The following is an 18,123-nucleotide window of genomic DNA, read 5'->3' as shown; positions in this document are numbered from 1 at the left end:
GCGCCGCTCCTCTGCTAAATCAGGCCTGCAGATAGACCACCTGGGTTTGCAGATACTCATTCAGGCCGTGACGACCGTCGGCGCCGCCAATCCCTGATTTACGCCATCCGGCATGGAAACCCTGCATCGCCTCAAAGTTCTCGCGGTTAATATAGGTTTCACCAAACTTCAGCCCCTTAATCGCCTTCATCGCGACGTTCAAATCGCGGGTATAGATTGATGACGTCAGCCCGTAATCGCTGTCGTTGGCCATCGCCAGCGCCTCTTCCAGGGTATCAAACGCCACGACCGGCAGTACCGGACCGAACGTCTCTTCATGAACGATATCCATCTCCTGGCGCACGTCCAGCAGCAGCGTCGGCGGATAGAAATAGCCTTTACCCTCCACCGCTTTCCCACCCAGAGCGATACGGGCGCCCTGAGCCACCGCTTTCGCTACCTTCTGCTCAACCCGCTCCAGCGCTGCGGCATTGATCAACGGCCCCATGGCAATATCGTCGCGCGCTGCCGGATCGCCAAACTGCACCGCTTTCAGCGCTTCGCCCAAACGGTTAACGAAGCGATCGTATAGCCCTTTTTGCACATACACGCGCTCAACGCAGTTACACACCTGCCCGCTATTAATCACGCGAGAATCGACCACCGCTTTTACCGCCAGCTCAAGATCCGCATCATCCATCACGATAGCCGGCGCTTTCCCGCCCAGCTCCAGGCATACTTTGGTGATGTTTTTCGCCGCCGCGGCCATGATCTTCTCCCCTGCGGTGACGCTGCCGGTCATGCTGACCATCGCGACCTTTGGATTGCCGGCTAGCTCCTGACCCACGGTTTCGCCGCGGCCCAGCACCAGATTAAAGACCCCTTTCGGCAGGCCGATATCATGAACGATTTGCGCAAAAGCGATGGCGTTATTCGGCGTAAACTCACTCGGTTTAATTACGATGGTATTGCCGGTAATCAGCGCTGGCGCCAGCTTGCGGGCAATCAGGAAGAACGGGAAATTCCACGGCAGGATGCCTGTGGTCACGCCCAGCGCGCGTTTGAATACCAGAATGTTTTCTCCCGGGCGGTCGCTTTGCACAATTTCGCCCTCATAACGACGCGCCCATTCGGCCATATAATCCAGGTACTCCGCGGTAAAGGAGACCTCTACCGCCGCCAGCTGCTGGATCTTCCCGCCTTCGGCGACAATCAGCGCGGCGATCTCGTCGGCCCGTTCGCGGATACCGGCAGCGATTTTACGCAGCCACCCCGCTCGCTCGATCGCAGGTAAGGCTTCCCAGCCCGGCTGAGCGCGCTCAGCAGCGAGAATCGCGCGCTGCGCATCTTCCGCGCTGCCGTCAGGAATACGCGATATGAGCGCTTCCGTGGCCGGATTGATCACCTCAATCCATGCATCACCGCGGCCGGCTTCAAACTGACCGTCAATATACATAGGGTGTTGAACGGGTGCTGTCATGGTCTGCTCCTCAGGATTATTGTTTTTAACAGGTGAAATAGATGTTAAAAATTATCGTCCAAAGGGCAAAGAGACAGGCCGGACGTTTGTTTTTGTGAGATATTTCATAAAAACAGACCAAGCCGGCGCTAAAAAAATCACAATTCAGTAACACTACCTGCCCGTTTGCGATATCGCCAACGCAAACGGGCAATGCGGCGGATACGTCCGGACCATCCCTGCGCTTGCCAAAGACAACGGCTGACTGACAGCGTTAAGGCTAATAGCTAAGCCAGCTGGCGTGCGCTCAATGTATCGGACAGCAGACGGTCCTTGCGCAGCGTCTGCCACGCATCAATAATCTGCGGCGGAATATCCACATGAGCGATAAATCCCTTACCCAACGGGCCATAACCCTGCGGATTGTCCGCTAGCCGCGGCGGCTCGCCGAGGATCAGCGCCAGATAGCGTTCCACCGGCCACAGGCCGCTGCTATCGCCGCTAAAGGTGACGCCGTTATCGCCATTGCACAACACCGGCGAACACCCCGGCGCGCTGTGCCACATCGGCGCATGCGCTGCGTCTTGCCAGACGCGGGCAAAGGTCGCCATCGTTCGCCGCTGCATGGTCGGGTCCTGGATCACCACGCCCGTTCGGTGTGTAATACCTCTCTGTTCCAGCATTTGCCGGGTAAAACGCGCATTTTCTCCACAGTTGGTGGAGCGGTCTTCCACGACAATGTATTCGCGAGGAATAGCCCAGAACCGGTGGGCAATATCGGCCAGAATGTGCGCCTCGGCGCGATCGGCTACCGGGATGGTGCAATAGCGCGGATCGTTCAACACCGCGTGGTATAAAAACGAAGTGGAATGCCCGATACCACCGCTGATCAGTAGCGGAACGGCGTGATGCGCCGCCAGCTGGCAGGCGAAATCAATGGTTGGGATCACCGCATTGCCCGCCAGCACCACGACATCGATTGATGGCTGCTGCGGCAAATCATGCTGCGCCAGCCAGGCCCCCAGCTGGTTCGCCGCGGCTAGCGTCGCCTCCGGCAGCGATGGAAAATGCTCCGACATGTTCTCTCCTTTGCGCCAATGTCACCCTTCACGGGATTGTGGATACCATGATAAACCGGAGCCGCCTTTAAGGGTTAATAAAGCCTGAGCGGTAACAAGATTGAAATAACAAGAAACGTCCAAAAACAGAACGGTTGCACCTCAATAACTCACCACCATACGCCCGATTGTTAGCGAATACGTTCAAATAAACGGCTAAATAACGGCGCGATTCGCCGGTAAAAATGGCAAAAACGGCTCCCTGACGCGGCGACCAGACTTGCCAAATGCAACATACAACCCTAGCTTCCTTAACAATTAAATAACCTCATCGCTCGCCAGGTTGCACCTGAAAATCATCAGGTGTCACCGGGTTGTGATGACTCTGGGGGAGTAGCTAAAAGATGACCTTGCACGAGAGCAGCACCACATCAATTCTCAAGAAAAACAAAAAGGTGCTCATTGCCAGCCTCACCGGCAGCGCCATTGAATGGTTCGATTATTTCCTTTACGGTACGGCGGCGGCGCTGGTATTCAACAAGATTTTCTTTCCGATGGTCGATCCGGTCATCGGTTTAATCCTCTCCTGGCTCTCGTTCTCGTTGACCTTTTTCATTCGCCCGATTGGCGGGGTGGTCTTCGCACATATTGGCGACCGAATCGGGCGTAAGAAAACGCTGGTCCTGACGCTCTCCCTGATGGGCGGCGCAACGGTCGCCATCGGTCTGCTTCCCACCTATGAGATGATCGGTTTATGGGCGCCAGCGCTGCTGATAACCTTACGTATCGTTCAGGGAATGGGCATCGGCGGCGAATGGGGCGGTGCGCTATTGCTGGCCTACGAATACGCACCGGAAAAGCGCAAAGGTTTTTTCGGCAGCATTCCGCAGGCGGGCGTGACCATTGGCATGCTGATGGCCACTTTTATCGTCTCGCTAGTGACCCTTTTCAGCGAAGAGCAGTTTCTCTCCTGGGGCTGGCGCATCCCTTTCCTGCTCAGCTCGGTGCTGGTTCTTATTGGTCTGTGGATCCGCAAAGATATTGATGAAACGCCGGAATTTAAACAGGTGAAGCAGTCAGGCCAGGTAGCAAAGGCGCCGCTGCGCGATACGCTCAAGTATCACTGGCGCGAAGTGTTAATTGCTGCGGGCCTCAAAGTAGTGGAAACCGCGCCATTCTATATTTTTTCGACTTTCGTGGTCAGCTATGCCACCACCACGCTGAGCTATCAAAAATCCCAGGCGCTTGAAGCCGTCACCCTCGGTGCGCTGGTTGCTACGGTTATGATCCCGCTGATGGGACTGCTTTCAGACAGAATCGGACGCCAGAAAATGTACACGCTCAGCGTGGTGCTGCTTGGATTGTTTATCGTACCGTGGTTTCTGCTGTTGGATACCCGCAGCACGTGGGGCATTGCGCTCGCCACGGTGATCGCCTTCGGTATTCTGTGGGCACCGGTTACCGCGGTATTGGGGACGCTCTGCTCCGAGATCTTCAGCGCTAACGTTCGCTACACCGGCATCACCCTTGGCTACCAGCTTGGCGCCGCGCTCGCCGGGGGTACCGCTCCGCTGATCGCCACCGGACTGCTGGCAAAATATGACGGTGACTGGATACCGGTCGCATGGTATCTGGCGGGAACGGTGGTGATTTCACTTATCGCGATTTTCTGCGCCAGCCGCTTAAAGCAGGCTCCCGGCGCTGTCGCCACCAGGAGCGAGATGTTATAAAGCGATTCGCTGCCGGCAACCCATTCACCCTGCCGGCAGCAGCCGAAGGATGCTCACTGCAATGCAACAAAGTCAACACACAAATATAGCGTTTTGTTCACTTTTTGAAGGAAGTCAAGATTCTGATAAATAGGGATAAAGGGTCCAAACTACGGCTTTAATGCACAAAGATGCATATTCATCCGTAGTCGACGCTGTTTTGCGTTTTTTTATTCACAAAAACTTCAACCCCACCGATAACGGCAGCATATTCTGCATTTTTGCCAAATACCGTCCCATTAAATTGGTGATAACATTCTCGTTACAGATTTTATGGCTGTATCTTTCCACGGTTAACAAAATAATTATTACTGCAAAACAGGACTCTTATGGAAAAGTTATCTTACGCTTCTGAAAGTAGTACATCTCCATGGACCACCTACCTGCGTCAAATCGATCGCGTCGCCCCCTACCTCGGCGATCTGGCCTACTGGATCGAAACGCTGCGCCATCCGAAACGCGCGCTGATCGTTGATATCCCGGTACAAATGGACGACGGAACCATTCGCCACTTCGAAGGCTACCGCGTCCAGCACAACCTCTCACGTGGTCCGGGTAAAGGCGGCGTGCGTTACCATCCGGATGTGGACCTGAATGAAGTCATGGCCCTCTCAGCCTGGATGACCATCAAGTGTGCGGCAGTCAATATTCCCTACGGCGGCGCCAAAGGCGGTATCCGCGTCGATCCGTTCTCTTTATCAGAAGGTGAACTGGAACGTCTGACCCGTCGCTACACCAGCGAGATCGGCATTATTATCGGGCCGCAAAAAGATATTCCGGCGCCGGACGTCGGCACCAACGGTAAAGTGATGGCCTGGATGATGGACACCTATTCGATGAACCACGGCACCACTATCACCGGCGTGGTCACCGGTAAACCGATTCATCTCGGCGGTTCGCTGGGCCGCGAAAAGGCCACGGGACGCGGCGTCTTCGTCACTGGTCGCGAAGTGGCCCGCCGCAGCGGTATCGAAATCGAAGGCGCGAAGGTCGCGCTGCAAGGGTTTGGTAACGTAGGCAGTGAAGCGGCCCGCCTGTTCGCTGGCGTCGGCGCGCGCATTGTGGCCATTCAGGACCATACCGCCACGCTGTATAACGAAGGCGGTATCGATATGGCCGCGCTGACCGCCTGGCAGGCCGAGAACAAGCAAATTGCCGGCTTCCCGGGCGCCCGCGAAATTGACAAAGAAGCGTTCTGGACGACGCCGATGGATATTCTGATCCCGGCGGCGCTGGAAGGTCAGATTACGCGCGAACGTGCGGAAACCCTCAGCTGCAAACTGGTGCTTGAAGGCGCCAACGGCCCGACCTATCCGGAAGCGGACGACGTGCTGGCCGAACGCGGCATCGTGGTGGTGCCGGACGTCATTTGTAATGCCGGCGGCGTCACCGTGAGCTACTTTGAATGGGTGCAGGATATGGCCAGCTTCTTCTGGAGCGAAGAAGAGATCAACGCCAAAATGGACCGCATTATGACCGATGCGATCGTTCACGTTTACGATAAAGCGGTGGAAAAAGCGTGCTCTTTACGTACTGCCGCCTATATCGTGGCCTGTGAGCGAATTCTGATGGCGCGTAAAGATCGCGGTATTTATCCGGGATAATCCCCCTTCTCAGCCCGGTTAAAGCCGGGCTGAGACCAGAACTCTCCTTCCCCCCTTCCAAAGCTTCTACCACAATAAACGCACATACCGTTAACCTGTTTTTATCAATCGGACTTGAATTCTCGTTTTGGCCAGACATAAAATCATTAGAGCTCTAACGATATTGCAGACCGAACTATGGATAACCGACAGCTAAATTTCTCCCATCTTTTGTATTTGACCGCCCATCATTGGCGGCTGGCGGTCAACCGTCGCCTCAAAGACCTCGGCATGAGCCAGGCCAGCTGGGTCGCCGTTTCCGCTATCGCGCGCAACGCGCAGCCGCTATCGCAAAGCGAGCTGGCCCAGGAGCTGGGCGTCGAAAGCGCGACCCTCGTCCCGTTGCTTAATCGGCTGGTGGATTTGGGTCTGGTTGAGCGGGTGAAAACCGAACGCGACAAACGTAAACGGCTGCTGATCGCCACCGCTAAAGGCCTTGAGGTGTATCAGCAGGTAAAAACGGTAGCCGATGAACTGCGTGAGGAGATCCTCACCGCTATCACGCCCGACGAACAGCAGCAGACTCAGCGCGTGCTGGAGAAACTGCTGCGCGAGGTAGAGAAAAAATAATGCCTCGCCGTAAAGATAACCCCTATGTGCCCCACGACTGGGCTCCGCACGAAAAACCGGCGATCCTCGGCTCGCCTTCCACCCCGATTCACAGCACGCCCAGGCGCATTGCCTACGGGATCGTTGGACTGTTGGTCTGCCTGACCGGCGCGCTGGGCAACGCGGTGGTCACCGCTAACCTGCAACTGTTGCAGGGAACCTTTGCCGCCTGGTCCACCGAGATAGCCTGGCTTCCGGCGGTCTACGTGATGACGAACGTCTCTATCAACCTGCTGCTGGTAAAATTCCGTCAGCAGTATGGCCTGCGCGCCTTCACCGAAGGCTTTCTCGTCCTCTATGTGCTGGTGACCTTCTTTCACCTGTTCGTCAACGACCTTAGCTCCGCGCTGATGGTACGCGCCGCCCACGGGATGGTCGCTGCGGCGCTGAGCTCGTTAGGCATTTACTATCAGGTGCAGGCCTGGCCCGCCCGCCATCGGCTAAAAGCGTTGACTATCGGTATTACCGGCTCATCGCTGGCGATCCCGCTGGCGCGCCTGTTTTCCACCGAACTGCTGCAAATTGACGAGTGGCGCGGACTGTACTTCTTTGAACTGGGGCTGGCGATGGTATCGCTGGCCTGCGTGATCGCCCTGAAGCTTCCCCCAAGCGATCGTAAAAAAGTTTTTGAGAAGAAAGACTTTATCACCTTCTTCCTGCTGGCGCCGGGAATGGCGCTGGTTACCGCGGTGCTGTCGCTGGGGCGTCTGGACTGGTGGTTTGAAGCGCCGTGGATCGGCTGGGCGCTGGCGGGAGCGGTGGTGCTCATCGTCTCCGCAATTGCCTTTGAACATAACCGCAGCAACCCGTTACTCAATATTAAATGGCTCTCCAGCGGCAGCATTCTGCGCCTCGGGCTGATTATGCTGCTGATCCGCATCGTGCTGGCGGAGCAAAATACCGGGGTCATCGGCTGGCTGCAGTACGTCGGCCTGCAGAATGAACAGATGACCAATCTGGCGTGGTCGATTTTCGCCGGCATCATCTGCGGCATCGTCGCCAGCTGTCTGACGCTCAACCCGCAGCGTCTCTACTGGCCCACCGCTACGGCGCTGGCGCTGATCATGGTTGCCTCGCTGCTCGACAGCCAGTCGACCATCCTGACCCGCCCGGAACAGCTAATGTTCAGCCAGTTTCTGCTGGGCTTCGGCAGCGCCTTTTTCCTTGCTCCGGCAATGCTGGCAGGGATTGGCGGCGTGATTGCCGACCAGCGCAATCTGGTAAGCTTCTCGGTACTGTTCGGCATGAGTCAGAATATCGGCGGTCTGCTGGGGTCGGCCATTCTCGGCACCTTTCAGACATGGCGGGAGAAGTTTCACTCCAGCCAGCTCGCCGACCAGTTGACCACCCTCAATCCGCTGATTACTGAACGTTTGCAGCAGTACAGCCAAATGTATCAAAGCCAGATTGGCGACAGCACCCTGCTCAACGTTCAGGCCACCACGCTGCTACAAAACGCCGCCACGCTGCAGGCCAATATTCTCGCTTACAATGATACCTATCTGCTGACGGCAGCGATTTCAGCCGCCACGCTGGTGTGGGTTTTCTGGCGCTTAATAAGATTACGTATTACCGCCCGCGTTGCGTTAAAGCGCGCGACGGGAAGCAAATAAAATTTTTACTCTGGAGTCATTATGAGTCAGCAGGATGCGGCCAAACAACAGGCCAACACCCGTAATAATATTCGCGTGGTCTCTATTTTTACCGCCGCGGCAATTGGTATTGTCGGCGTTCTGGTTATTCTTTACGCCTGGCAGCTGCCGCCGTTTACCCGGCAAAGCCAGTTTACCGATAACGCCTACGTTCGCGGGCAAACCACGTTTATCAGCCCGCAGGTCAACGGCTATATTACCGAGGTCAAGGTTCAGGATTTTAATCAGGTGAAAGCCGGCGATGTGCTGTTTCAGATCGACGATCGCATCTATAAACAGCGCGTACATCAGGCGGAAGCCACGCTGGCGATGAAAGAGGCGGCGCTCAAGAACAATCTGCAGCAGCGCAAAAGCGCCGAGGCGGTCATCGTACGTAACGAAGCGGCGCTGCAAAACGCCCGCGCGCAAAGTCTGAAAACCCAGGCGGATTTAAAACGCGTTCAGGAGCTGACCGCCGACGGTTCGCTCTCGATCCGCGAACGCGATTCCGCCCGCGCCAGCGCGGCGCAGGGGACTGCGGATATCGAGCAGGCCAAAGCGACGCTGGAAATGTCGCGCCAGGATCTGCAATCGACAATGGTTAATCGGGATTCGCTGCTGGCCGACGTCGCCAGTGCGAGGGCCGCGCTGGAACTGGCGCAGATCGACCTCCAGAATACCCGCATTATCGCCCCCGCCGATGGTCAGCTGGGGCAAATATCAGTGCGCCTTGGCGCCTACGTGACCGCCGGGACGCATTTGACCTCGCTGGTACCGCCGCAGCACTGGCTGATCGCTAACCTCAAAGAGACGCAGCTGGCGGAGGTCCGCGTCGGGCAGCCGGTAACCTTTACCGTTGATGCGCTGAACAGCGAGAAATTCACCGGTACGGTGCAGAGCATCTCCCCGGCCACCGGGGTTGAGTTCAGCGCCATTTCGCCGGACAACGCCACCGGCAACTTCGTCAAAATTGCCCAGCGCATTCCGGTACGCATCGCCGTGGATGAGGGGCAGAAAAACAGCCAGCGCCTGCGGCCGGGGATGTCGGTGCAGGTCACCATCGACACCCGCGGGGAGGAGACGCGATGATTCGTCCGCTCACCCTCGCCGTTATTCTTGCGCTGGTTGGCTGCCAGTCAGCTGATATCCCACAGGCCGCGCCGACGCTGCATATTCCCGCCGCCTGGCGCGCGGATATCGGCCCCGCCAGCCCGGTCGAGGGCGTGTGGTGGCGCAATTTTCACGACAGTACGCTTAATCAATACGTCGACCAGGCGCTACGCTACAACAGCGACGTGCTGATTGCCCGCGAACGGGTCAACGAGTACCAGGCGCGGGTCTACGCCGCCGACAGCAGCCTCTTTCCTTCACTAGACGCCGGTCTGACCGGTACCCGTGCGCGGTCGCAGTCGGCCGCCACCGGTCTGCCGATCCACAGTACGGTGTATAAAGGCGCGCTAACCGCCAGCTACGATGTTGATATCTGGGGCGCTAACCGCAGCGCCGCCAGCGCGGCGGAGGCCAGTCTGGCGGCGCAAAAAGCCGCCGCCGCCGCGGCGAACCTGACCGTCGCCTCTTCGGTGGCGACAGGCTATGTCACTCTGCTCTCGCTGGACGAACAGCTGCGGGTAACGCAACAAACGCTCAAAGCGCGGGAAGATGCCTTTAATCTGGCGAAACGTCAGTTCGAGACCGGCTATACATCGCGCCTCGAACTGATGCAGGCGGATTCCGAACTGCGCTCGACGCGGGCGCAAATTCCGTCGCTGCAACACCAAATCGCCCAGCAGGAAAACGCGCTCAGCCTGCTGCTCGGCGCTAATCCTGGCGCCGTTAAGCGCAACGCCTTTGCCCGGCTGACGCCGCTGTCGCTACCGTCCCAGCTGCCGTCAACCCTGCTCAATCGCCGCCCGGATATCGTTCAGGCTCAGCGTCAGCTGGTGGCCGCCGACGCCACGCTGGCGTCATCGCAGGCGCAGCTGCTGCCGTCCATCAACCTTACCGCCACCGGCAGCATGCAGGATCGCACTCTGCCCGACCTGCTGGATAATCCGCTACGCTTATGGAGCCTTGGCGGCAGCATCCTGGCGCCGCTGCTCAACCGCCAGGCGCTGAATGCCCAGGTAGACGTGTCGATGGCCCAGCGCAATCAGGCGTTGTATAGCTACGAAAAAACGGTGCGCGGCGCGTTTAAGGAGGTCAATGACAGCCTTGATGCTATTGGCCGCTACGGGGAGCAGCTGACGGAGCTGCAGGCCCAGGAGGACGTAGCCCGGGAGACGCTGCGCATTGCCCAAAACCGTTATCGCAACGGCTACTCATCCTATCTTGACGTCCTGGACGCCCAGCGTACGCTGTTTTCCACCCAGCTCAGCGTGGTGCAGGTGAAAAACAATCTGCTGCTGGCGCAAGTCGATTTGTACCGGTCGCTGGGAGGCGGCTGGTCTGATTCATCAGGGATGTAATACGGGAAATCTGACATGCAACAACAGTGGTCGGCAGTAGATAATTATCTGGTGGAAGCGTTAATCCCCAACGATCCCTTGCTCAACCAGGTTCTGGAAAATAACCAGCGCGCCGGGCTTCCGGCCATCGATGTTGCCGCCAATCAGGGGCAGTTTCTGGCCCTGCTGGTGCGCATGACGGGCGCCAGACGCATCCTCGAGATTGGCACGCTCGGCGGCTACAGCACCATCTGGATGGCCCGGGAATTGCCTGCCGATGGCGAATTAGTCACCCTGGAGGCCGATGCGCACCATGCCGCCGTGGCGCGCGAGAACCTGCGCATGGCGGGCGTGGATAAGCTCGTTGAGGTGCGGGAAGGCCCGGCGCTGGCCACGCTGGAGAAGCTGGGCGACCATCCGCCGTTTGATCTGATCTTTATCGATGCGGATAAGCCGAATAACCCAAACTATCTGCGCTGGGCTTTGCGCTACTCTCGCCCGGGGACGCTGATCATTGGCGATAACGTGGTGCGCGACGGCGAAGTGACCGATCCGCATAGCGCAGATGACCGCGTTCAGGGCGTCAGGGAGTTTATTGCGATGATGGGCAGCGACCCGCGCCTGACGGTAACGGCCCTGCAAACCGTGGGCAGCAAAGGTTGGGACGGGTTCACCCTCGCGTGGGTGAACGCCTGACGCCAACAGATTTCCCCGGCAGCCTGCGCCACCGGGGAATGCAGCGGCTCAGGCCGTAATCTGCTCCATTGCCTGCAGCACCCGCTTGTCGGAAATCGGATAAGGCGTGCCGAGCTGCTGGGCGAACAGGCTGACGCGCAGCTCTTCAATCATCCAGCGAATCTCCTGCACGTCCTCATCCTGGCGACGATTGGGCGGTAGCTTATTCAGCCACTGCTGCCACGCCTGCTGCACGCTCTCCACCTTCAGCATCTGCACGCGGTCGCGGTGCGGGTCGATCGCCATTTTCTCCAGCCGTTTTTCAATCGCCTGCAGATAGCGCAGCGTATCGCCCAGGCGGCGGAAGCCGTTGCCGGTGACGAAGCCGCGATACACCAGCCCACTCATCTGCGATTTAATATCCGACAGCCCCAGCGCCATGGTCATATCGACGCGACCTTTCAGGCGTTTATTGATGTTGAACACCGCGGTCAGGATCTGCTCAACCTGTTTGGCGATCTCCACCACCGTCTCGTTGAGCTCAGCGCGCACTTTTTCATGCAGCGCGGCAAAGCCCTCCTCGCTCCACACCGGGCCACCCGCTTCATCGATCAGCTTATCGACGCCGCAGGAGATACAGTCATCGATCAGATCCAGCACCTTGCCGTAGGGGTTGAAATAGAGCCCCAGCTTGGCTTTATTCGGCAGCTTCTCATGCAGATATTTAATCGGCGATGGGATATTCAACAGCAGCAGGCGGCGCAGGCCGCGCCACATCTCCTGCTGCTGCTCGAGCGGATTATCAAACAGCTTGATGGCCACGCTGTCGCGTTCGTCCACCAGCGCCGGCCAGGCCTTAACTTTATAGTTGCCGCGCTTCTGCTCGTAGCTCTCCGGCAGGCGGCCAAAGCTCCAGATATGTAGCCCGCTCTGCTCTATACCGTCATCGGCGACTGCGGACAGCGTCTCCTGTACCTTGCCTTTCAGGGCATCTTTCAGATCCTGCAGCGAGCGCCCTTCCTGTAGCTTCTTATTTTTGTCGTCCACCACCCGGAAAGTGATTTTCAGGTGATCGGGCACCTGATCCCACTGCCAGGCCTCGCGGTCAATAGTCACGCCGGTCATCCGCCGCAGTTCGCGCTCAAGGGAATCCAGCAGCGGCAGCTCCAGCGGCGTCGCGCGGCCGAGAAACGCTTCCGCGTAGTTTGGCGCCGGGACAAAATTGCGGCGCACCGGCTTCGGCAGCGATTTAATCAGGGCGATAATCAGCTCCCGGCGCAGACCGGGGATCTGCCACTCAAACCCGGCCTCTTCCACCTGGTTGAGCAGCGGCAGCGGAATATGCACCGTCACGCCGTCGGCATCTGCGCCCGGCTCGAACTGATAGGTCAGACGCAGCTTCAGATTGCCCTGGTGCCAGAAGTTCGGATAGTCCAGCTTACTGACCTGCTCCGCGCCTTCTTTAATCAGCATACTTTTTTCAAAGTTAAGCAGATCCGGCGTCTCGCGACTGGCCTGTTTCCACCATTTATCGAAGTGGCGCGCGGAGATGACGTCATGGCTGATGCGCTGGTCGTAGAACTCAAACAGCGTTTCGTCGTCGACAAGAATGTCGCGGCGGCGCGACTTATGCTCCAGCTCTTCAATCTCGTTGCGCAGCTTCAGGTTGTCACGGAAGAAGGCGTGGCGGGTCTGCCAGTCGCCCTCCACCAGCGCATGGCGGATAAACAGTTCGCGGCACAGCGCCGGGTCAATCTGGCTGTAGTTGACCTTACGGGCCGCGACGATAGGCAGACCGTAAACGGTGACCTTCTCCGTCGCCATCACCGCGCCCTGCGCGCGCTCCCAGTGCGGTTCGCTGTAAGAACGTTTGAGCAAGTGCTGAGCGACCGGCTCGACCCATTCCGGCTCTATGCGTGCGGCGATACGCCCCCACAGGCGGCTGGTTTCCACTAGCTCGGCGACCATCGTCCATTTCGGCGGCTTTTTAAACAGCCCGGAGCCGGGGAAGATAGAGAAGCGAGCGTTGCGCGCGCCGGTGTATTCCTGCTTATCGGTATCTTTCATACCAATGTGCGACAGCAAACCGGTCAGCAGCGCGGTGTGAATTTCGCGATACTCTGCCGGTTCGCTATTCACCGGCAGGCCGAGTTCTTTAACGACCTGACGCAGCTGAGTGTAGATATCCTGCCACTCGCGCACGCGCAGGTAGTTGAGAAAATTGACCCGGCACTGGCGGCGGAACTGGTTCGAGGAGAGCGCTTTTTGCTGCTCGCCCAGGTAGTTCCACAGGTTGACGAACGCCATGAAGTCGGACTCTTTATCGTGGAAGCGGCGATGCTTCTCATCGGAAGCCTGCTGCTTATCCATTGGCCGCTCGCGCGGGTCCTGAATAGAGAGCGCCGAGGTGATAATCATCGCCTCGCGCACGCAGCCGTGTTTTTGCGCCTCCAGCACCATTCGCGCCAGACGCGGGTCCACCGGCAGCTGGCTGAGCTGGCGCCCCATCGGCGTCAGCTTATAGGCGGTCTGCTGTTCGTCAGTGGTAATCGCCCCCAGCTCTTCCAGCAGACGCACGCCGTCCTGAATATTGCGTTTATCCGGCGCTTCAACGAACGGGAAAGCGGCAATATCGCCGAGTCCGAGCGCGGTCATTTGCAGGATAACCGACGCCAGGTTGGTGCGCAGAATCTCCGGATCGGTAAATTCCGGGCGCGACAGGAAGTCGTCTTCTGAATAAAGACGAATGCAGATCCCGTCAGATACGCGGCCGCAGCGGCCTTTACGCTGGTTGGCCGACGCCTGAGAAACCGGCTCAATCGGCAGACGCTGCACTTTGGTCCGGAAGCTGTAGCGGCTGATGCGCGCGGTACCGGGGTCGATAACGTACTTAATGCCCGGTACGGTCAGCGAGGTTTCCGCGACGTTGGTCGCCAGCACAATTCGCCGCCCGCTATGGGCCTGGAACACGCGGTTCTGCTCGCTATTGGAGAGCCGCGCATACAGCGGCAGCACCTCGGTGTGGCGCAGATTCAGCTTGTTAAGCGCATCGGCGGTATCGCGAATTTCCCGCTCGCCGCTCATAAAAATGAGGATATCGCCAGCGCTTTCACGTCCCAGCTCGTCAACGGCGTCAAAGATCGCCTGCAGTTGATCGCGTTCGGTGTCATCGGCGTCCTCAACGATGGGCCGATAGCGCACCTCAACCGGGAAGGTTCGTCCGGACACTTCGATAATCGGCGCGTTGTTAAAGTGGCGCGAGAAGCGTTCCGGGTCGATGGTCGCTGAGGTAATGATGATTTTCAGATCCGGGCGACGCGGCAGCAGTTCCCGCAAATAGCCGAGCAGGAAGTCGATATTCAGGCTGCGTTCGTGCGCTTCATCGATGATGATGGTGTCGTACTGCATCAGTAGCCGATCCTGCTGGATTTCCGCCAGCAGAATACCGTCGGTCATCAGCTTAACCATCGTATTGTCGCTGACGTGATCGCTGAAGCGAACTTTGTAACCGATGCAGCCGCCTGGTTCCGTTTGCAGCTCCTCGGCAATACGGTTGGCAACGGTACGCGCGGCCAGACGACGCGGCTGGGTATGGCCGATTAAGCCTTTAACGCCGCGTCCCAGCTCCATGCAAATTTTCGGCAACTGGGTGGTTTTCCCCGACCCGGTTTCCCCCGCCACAATCACCACCTGGTGATCGCGCACGGCTTCGAGGATCGCTTGTTTTTTCTGGCTAACCGGCAGGTTATCCGGATAGGAAATCGCTGGCCGCGCGGCTTCGCGCAGCAGGACTCTCCCTGCCGCCTGTTCAATTTCTTGCGCCATCTCCTGCAGAATGGCCTGTTGGGCATCAGGATTTTTAACCTTCTTCACGCCGTGCAGGCGACGGGCAAAGCGCGACTTATCGCGCAGCATCAGGCCATCCAGCTGCGTAAGGAGCTGTGAGAAGGTGAATTTTTGTTGTTCTGTCATAGCGTTATCGGGCAGTGCACTGCCGGGAAAAATCTCTTATGAAATATTGCGCTAGAGTACCACATCCGCGCATTTCGTGCCTTGTTCAAAAAAACTGAATACAGAGTTCGATTTATTGCGCTTTCTCTGTGACATGATTGTGAATACAGTGTCATCAAGCACCAGGGCACAGGCCCGTCAATCACATTAAAAAAGGAAACACCCATGAGCAAAGTATTAGTTCTCAAATCCAGTATTCTGGCAGGGTACTCGCAATCTGGTCAGCTGTCCGACTATTTTGTTGAACAATGGCGTGAAAAACACGCGCAAGACGTTATTACCGTGCGCGACCTGGCTGCAAATCCGATCCCGGTACTGGACGGCGAGCTGGTTGGCGCCCTGCGTCCGAGCGATGCGCCGCTGACGCCGCGTCAGCAGGAAGCGCTGGCGCTGTCCGACGAACTGATCGCTGAACTGCAGGCGAACGATGTGATTGTTATTGCGGCGCCGATGTACAACTTCAACATTCCGACTCAGCTGAAAAACTACTTCGACCTGGTGGCTCGCGCTGGCGTCACCTTCCGCTATACCGAGAAAGGGCCAGAAGGTCTGGTAAAAGGAAAACGTGCGGTGGTCGTCACCAGCCGCGGCGGTATCCATAAAGATACCCCGACCGATCTGGTGACCCCGTATCTCTCTACTTTCCTCGGTTTTATCGGCATCACCGACGTGAACTTCGTCTTTGCTGAAGGCATCGCTTACGGTCCGGAAGTCGCCGCGAAAGCGCAGTCTGATGCGAAAGCCGCTATCGACAGCGTCGTTGCCGCATAAGATTTGCCTCCTCCTGCTTCCCGGCGGGAGGAGAGTTTCACTTTTTCTCGTAGCGCAAATACCCCACCACGCCCCCGCCGCCATCTTTCGGATGATTCACGCCATCGTTGACCTCCACGCAGGGAAAATCGAAGGGCGACACGCCTGCAATGCAGGCCACATTCATCCCGTACTGCTGCGGATTTGAACGCCGCTGATGAAAAGTGTAAATCCCGCATACCGAGCAGAAAAAGTGCACGGCTTCACCGGTGTTAAAGCGATACTCCGTGAGCTTCTCCCGCCCGCGTAAGATATTGATTCCTGAAAGCGGCGCGGAGACCGTAACCGCTCCCCGCATCCGGCAAAATGAACAGTTGCAGCGTCGAGCGGTGTTGAAGCCATCGCTGAGTTCAACGGTAAACGCCACCGCGCCGCAGTGGCATTGAGCGGATAATTTTTCTGCCATATTTTCCCCTCAGGACGATGACTTTGGCCGTAAATTCTCGTCAAAGACGAGACGCTTTCTGTCCGGCTCTGCTTCTTTGAGCGGTTCCACCTGATGCAGCGTCTGCTTGCAGCGCTCCACCAGCATCTGATACTCCCGCGTTCCCTGCTTTTTCCAGGCCAGCTCCTGTTCGCTTAACGCGCGGATGGCTTTGGCCGGACTGCCGACAATCAGATGGTTGGCGGGCATTTCGGCGTTGGCTTTCACAAAGGCTGAGGCGCCGACAATGCTATTCTCCCCAATCCTGGCACCGTCAATAATCACCGCGCTCATGCCCACCAGCGCGTTGCGGCCGATGGTACAGCCGTGCAGAATCGCGCCGTGGCCGATATGTCCCTCCTCCTCCACGACCGTATCCTGGCCGGGAAAACCGTGCATCACGCAATTGTCCTGGATGTTAGCGCCATCTTTCACCACGATACGGCCAAAATCGCCGCGCAGGCTGGCGTTAGGCCCGACGTAGACCCCTTTGCCGAGGATCACGTCGCCAATCAGCACGGCGGTGGGATGAACATAGCTTTCGTCCGGTACAACCGGCGTCATACCGTCAATCTGATAAATGGGCATGGTGCCTCCTTATACGCCCGACAGTCCGCCGAAACGCTGGAAATAGAGCGGCCCCGGCGCGGGAAGTTCCCCCACCGAGCTTTCGCCCTTCTCGCCGACGAAGGCCAGCGCGCCGGGCGCAACGCGTTGATAAATATTGATGCACAGCTGGCGCGCGGTTTGCCCGGCCCAGTGTGCAGGGAGCAGTTCTTCGGGCAGCAGCGGATCCTTAAGCACCACCCGGCGGTAGAAGTGAATCAGCAGTAGTTGAATGTGAAAGCAGCGTTCGGGCGTCAGTTCTGCGGGCTCGCAGTCGCGAAGCAGCGGCAGCAGAGGACGAAACAAATTGATAAACGTCTCATACATCGCGTTCTGTTCGGTGAGATGCCAGCACTCTTCAACGCGGGCGCGCAGCGCCGCCCGGGAGAGCGCCAGCGGGGAGTGGGCTTCGAAGCAGATGACATTTTCCGCCACGCCCGCGTCGTGCAGCAGAGATTGCACATCCGCCAGCTTTTGCGACGGTGAAGCCAGCAGGCTCGGCGCCAGCGCGCCAAATCCCTGCCATAGCAGCTGTTTTTTGACCTCCGCCAGCGTGCTCTTCTCAAGCCCTTCCGACAGTAGCAGTAGCCAGGTGCCGTCCCATTCCGGGGCGCTGGCGCGATAGATTTTATGTTCGGCGCGGCGAGTCAAGCGCAGGCCTTTGTCGCTGAGACGGTAGAAGCTTCGGCGGCCAATGCGCACCACGTCGAGCCACTCTTCTTTATTCAGGCGGAACAGCGCAGTACGCACGAATCGTTCGCCGAAGCCCAGCCCTTCCAGCAGCGCCGCTACGCTGCCGAGCCAGACCTCCCCACCGCGTTGGAGCAAGGCGTCGCCGTATAAAGAAGCAATAAGCGAGGTTCCACTGATGGGCATCGTTTCCGTGGCCTGTTGAATAAAGGTATCGAGTTTACTCATCTGATTCATTCTGTTGTTATTTTTGTCCTTTTTGAATCATAGCACAGGAAATCCCGGAGGCGGTGCTGGCGCACCTGTCCGGGCTAC

General features: G+C 57.8%; 14 protein-coding genes. 8 read left to right on the top strand and 6 right to left on the bottom strand.

The window, feature by feature from the left end; all coding sequences use genetic code 11:
* Positions 1 to 19: 19 nt before the first annotated feature.
* Both aldA and HMPREF3178_RS11545 read right to left on the bottom strand, forming a co-directional pair.
* Positions 20 to 1,459, bottom strand: coding sequence for an aldehyde dehydrogenase (gene aldA / locus HMPREF3178_RS11550; protein ID WP_017145975.1), 1,440 nt, complete (start codon positions 1,457 to 1,459; stop codon positions 20 to 22).
* A gap of 266 nt (positions 1,460 to 1,725) precedes the next feature.
* A complete protein-coding gene (locus tag HMPREF3178_RS11545) occupies positions 1,726 to 2,517 on the bottom strand; it encodes a YdcF family protein (protein ID WP_049593173.1) in 792 nt (263 codons plus the stop codon).
* Positions 2,518 to 2,900: 383 nt separating this feature from the next.
* Here HMPREF3178_RS11545 and HMPREF3178_RS11540 point away from each other — a divergent pair, with 383 nt between their 5' ends.
* The 7 genes from HMPREF3178_RS11540 to HMPREF3178_RS11505 all read left to right on the top strand — a co-directional run bounded on the left by HMPREF3178_RS11540 (position 2,901) and on the right by HMPREF3178_RS11505 (position 11,288).
* Entirely contained in the window at positions 2,901 to 4,226 is a 1,326-nt protein-coding gene (locus HMPREF3178_RS11540) for an MFS transporter (RefSeq protein WP_017145977.1), read from the top strand.
* 368 nt (positions 4,227 to 4,594) lie between these two features.
* Positions 4,595 to 5,869 carry a Glu/Leu/Phe/Val family dehydrogenase gene (locus HMPREF3178_RS11530; protein WP_004101715.1) on the top strand — a complete coding sequence of 425 codons (1,275 nt, stop codon included), beginning with the start codon at positions 4,595 to 4,597 and terminating at the stop codon, positions 5,867 to 5,869.
* Between the two features lie 177 nt (positions 5,870 to 6,046).
* A complete protein-coding gene (locus HMPREF3178_RS11525; protein WP_004101713.1) occupies positions 6,047 to 6,478 on the top strand; it encodes a MarR family winged helix-turn-helix transcriptional regulator in 432 nt (143 codons plus the stop codon).
* Positions 6,478 to 8,130, top strand: coding sequence for an MFS transporter (locus tag HMPREF3178_RS11520; RefSeq protein ID WP_017145978.1), 1,653 nt, complete (start codon positions 6,478 to 6,480; stop codon positions 8,128 to 8,130). The genes HMPREF3178_RS11525 and HMPREF3178_RS11520 overlap by 1 nt, the downstream gene beginning before the upstream one ends.
* A gap of 21 nt (positions 8,131 to 8,151) precedes the next feature.
* Complete coding sequence (locus HMPREF3178_RS11515) at positions 8,152 to 9,237, top strand: HlyD family secretion protein (RefSeq protein WP_017145979.1); 1,086 nt, start codon at positions 8,152 to 8,154, stop codon at positions 9,235 to 9,237.
* Positions 9,234 to 10,613 (top strand): efflux transporter outer membrane subunit, encoded by a 1,380-nt coding sequence (locus HMPREF3178_RS11510; protein WP_017145980.1) that lies wholly within the window; start codon positions 9,234 to 9,236, stop codon positions 10,611 to 10,613. Before HMPREF3178_RS11515 ends, HMPREF3178_RS11510 begins: the two co-directional genes overlap by 4 nt.
* 15 nt (positions 10,614 to 10,628) lie before the next feature.
* Positions 10,629 to 11,288: an O-methyltransferase gene (locus HMPREF3178_RS11505; protein ID WP_004101705.1), complete on the top strand. Its 660-nt coding sequence runs from the start codon at positions 10,629 to 10,631 to the stop codon at positions 11,286 to 11,288.
* A 48-nt stretch (positions 11,289 to 11,336) separates the two neighbouring features.
* Here HMPREF3178_RS11505 and hrpA read toward each other — a convergent pair whose 3' ends face one another.
* The gene (gene hrpA, locus HMPREF3178_RS11500) at positions 11,337 to 15,239 is read right to left on the bottom strand and encodes an ATP-dependent RNA helicase HrpA (RefSeq protein ID WP_017145981.1); all 3,903 of its coding nucleotides are present in this window, start codon (positions 15,237 to 15,239) and stop codon (positions 11,337 to 11,339) included.
* Between the two features lie 204 nt (positions 15,240 to 15,443).
* Here hrpA and azoR point away from each other — a divergent pair, with 204 nt between their 5' ends.
* The gene (azoR, locus tag HMPREF3178_RS11495; RefSeq protein WP_004101701.1) at positions 15,444 to 16,049 is read left to right on the top strand and encodes an FMN-dependent NADH-azoreductase; all 606 of its coding nucleotides are present in this window, start codon (positions 15,444 to 15,446) and stop codon (positions 16,047 to 16,049) included.
* 37 nt (positions 16,050 to 16,086) lie between these two features.
* Here azoR and HMPREF3178_RS11490 read toward each other — a convergent pair whose 3' ends face one another.
* Genes HMPREF3178_RS11490 through paaX form a run of 3 tightly spaced genes read right to left on the bottom strand, consistent with a single transcriptional unit; the run spans position 16,087 to position 18,036 of the window.
* A complete protein-coding gene (locus HMPREF3178_RS11490) occupies positions 16,087 to 16,494 on the bottom strand; it encodes a GFA family protein (RefSeq protein ID WP_017145982.1) in 408 nt (135 codons plus the stop codon).
* Between the two features lie 9 nt (positions 16,495 to 16,503).
* Entirely contained in the window at positions 16,504 to 17,100 is a 597-nt protein-coding gene (paaY, locus tag HMPREF3178_RS11485) for a phenylacetic acid degradation protein PaaY (RefSeq protein ID WP_004101697.1), read from the bottom strand.
* A gap of 9 nt (positions 17,101 to 17,109) precedes the next feature.
* On the bottom strand, positions 17,110 to 18,036 hold the full coding sequence (gene paaX / locus HMPREF3178_RS11480; protein ID WP_024274100.1) for a phenylacetic acid degradation operon negative regulatory protein PaaX: 927 nt from the start codon (positions 18,034 to 18,036) through the stop codon (positions 17,110 to 17,112).
* Positions 18,037 to 18,123 lie beyond the last annotated feature (87 nt).

This window comes from Klebsiella sp. HMSC09D12, assembly GCF_001808475.1.
Lineage (GTDB): Bacteria > Pseudomonadota > Gammaproteobacteria > Enterobacterales > Enterobacteriaceae > Klebsiella > Klebsiella oxytoca.
The sequence above is the reverse complement of the archived record's forward strand: the minus strand, read 5'-3'. Positions and strand labels throughout refer to the sequence as shown.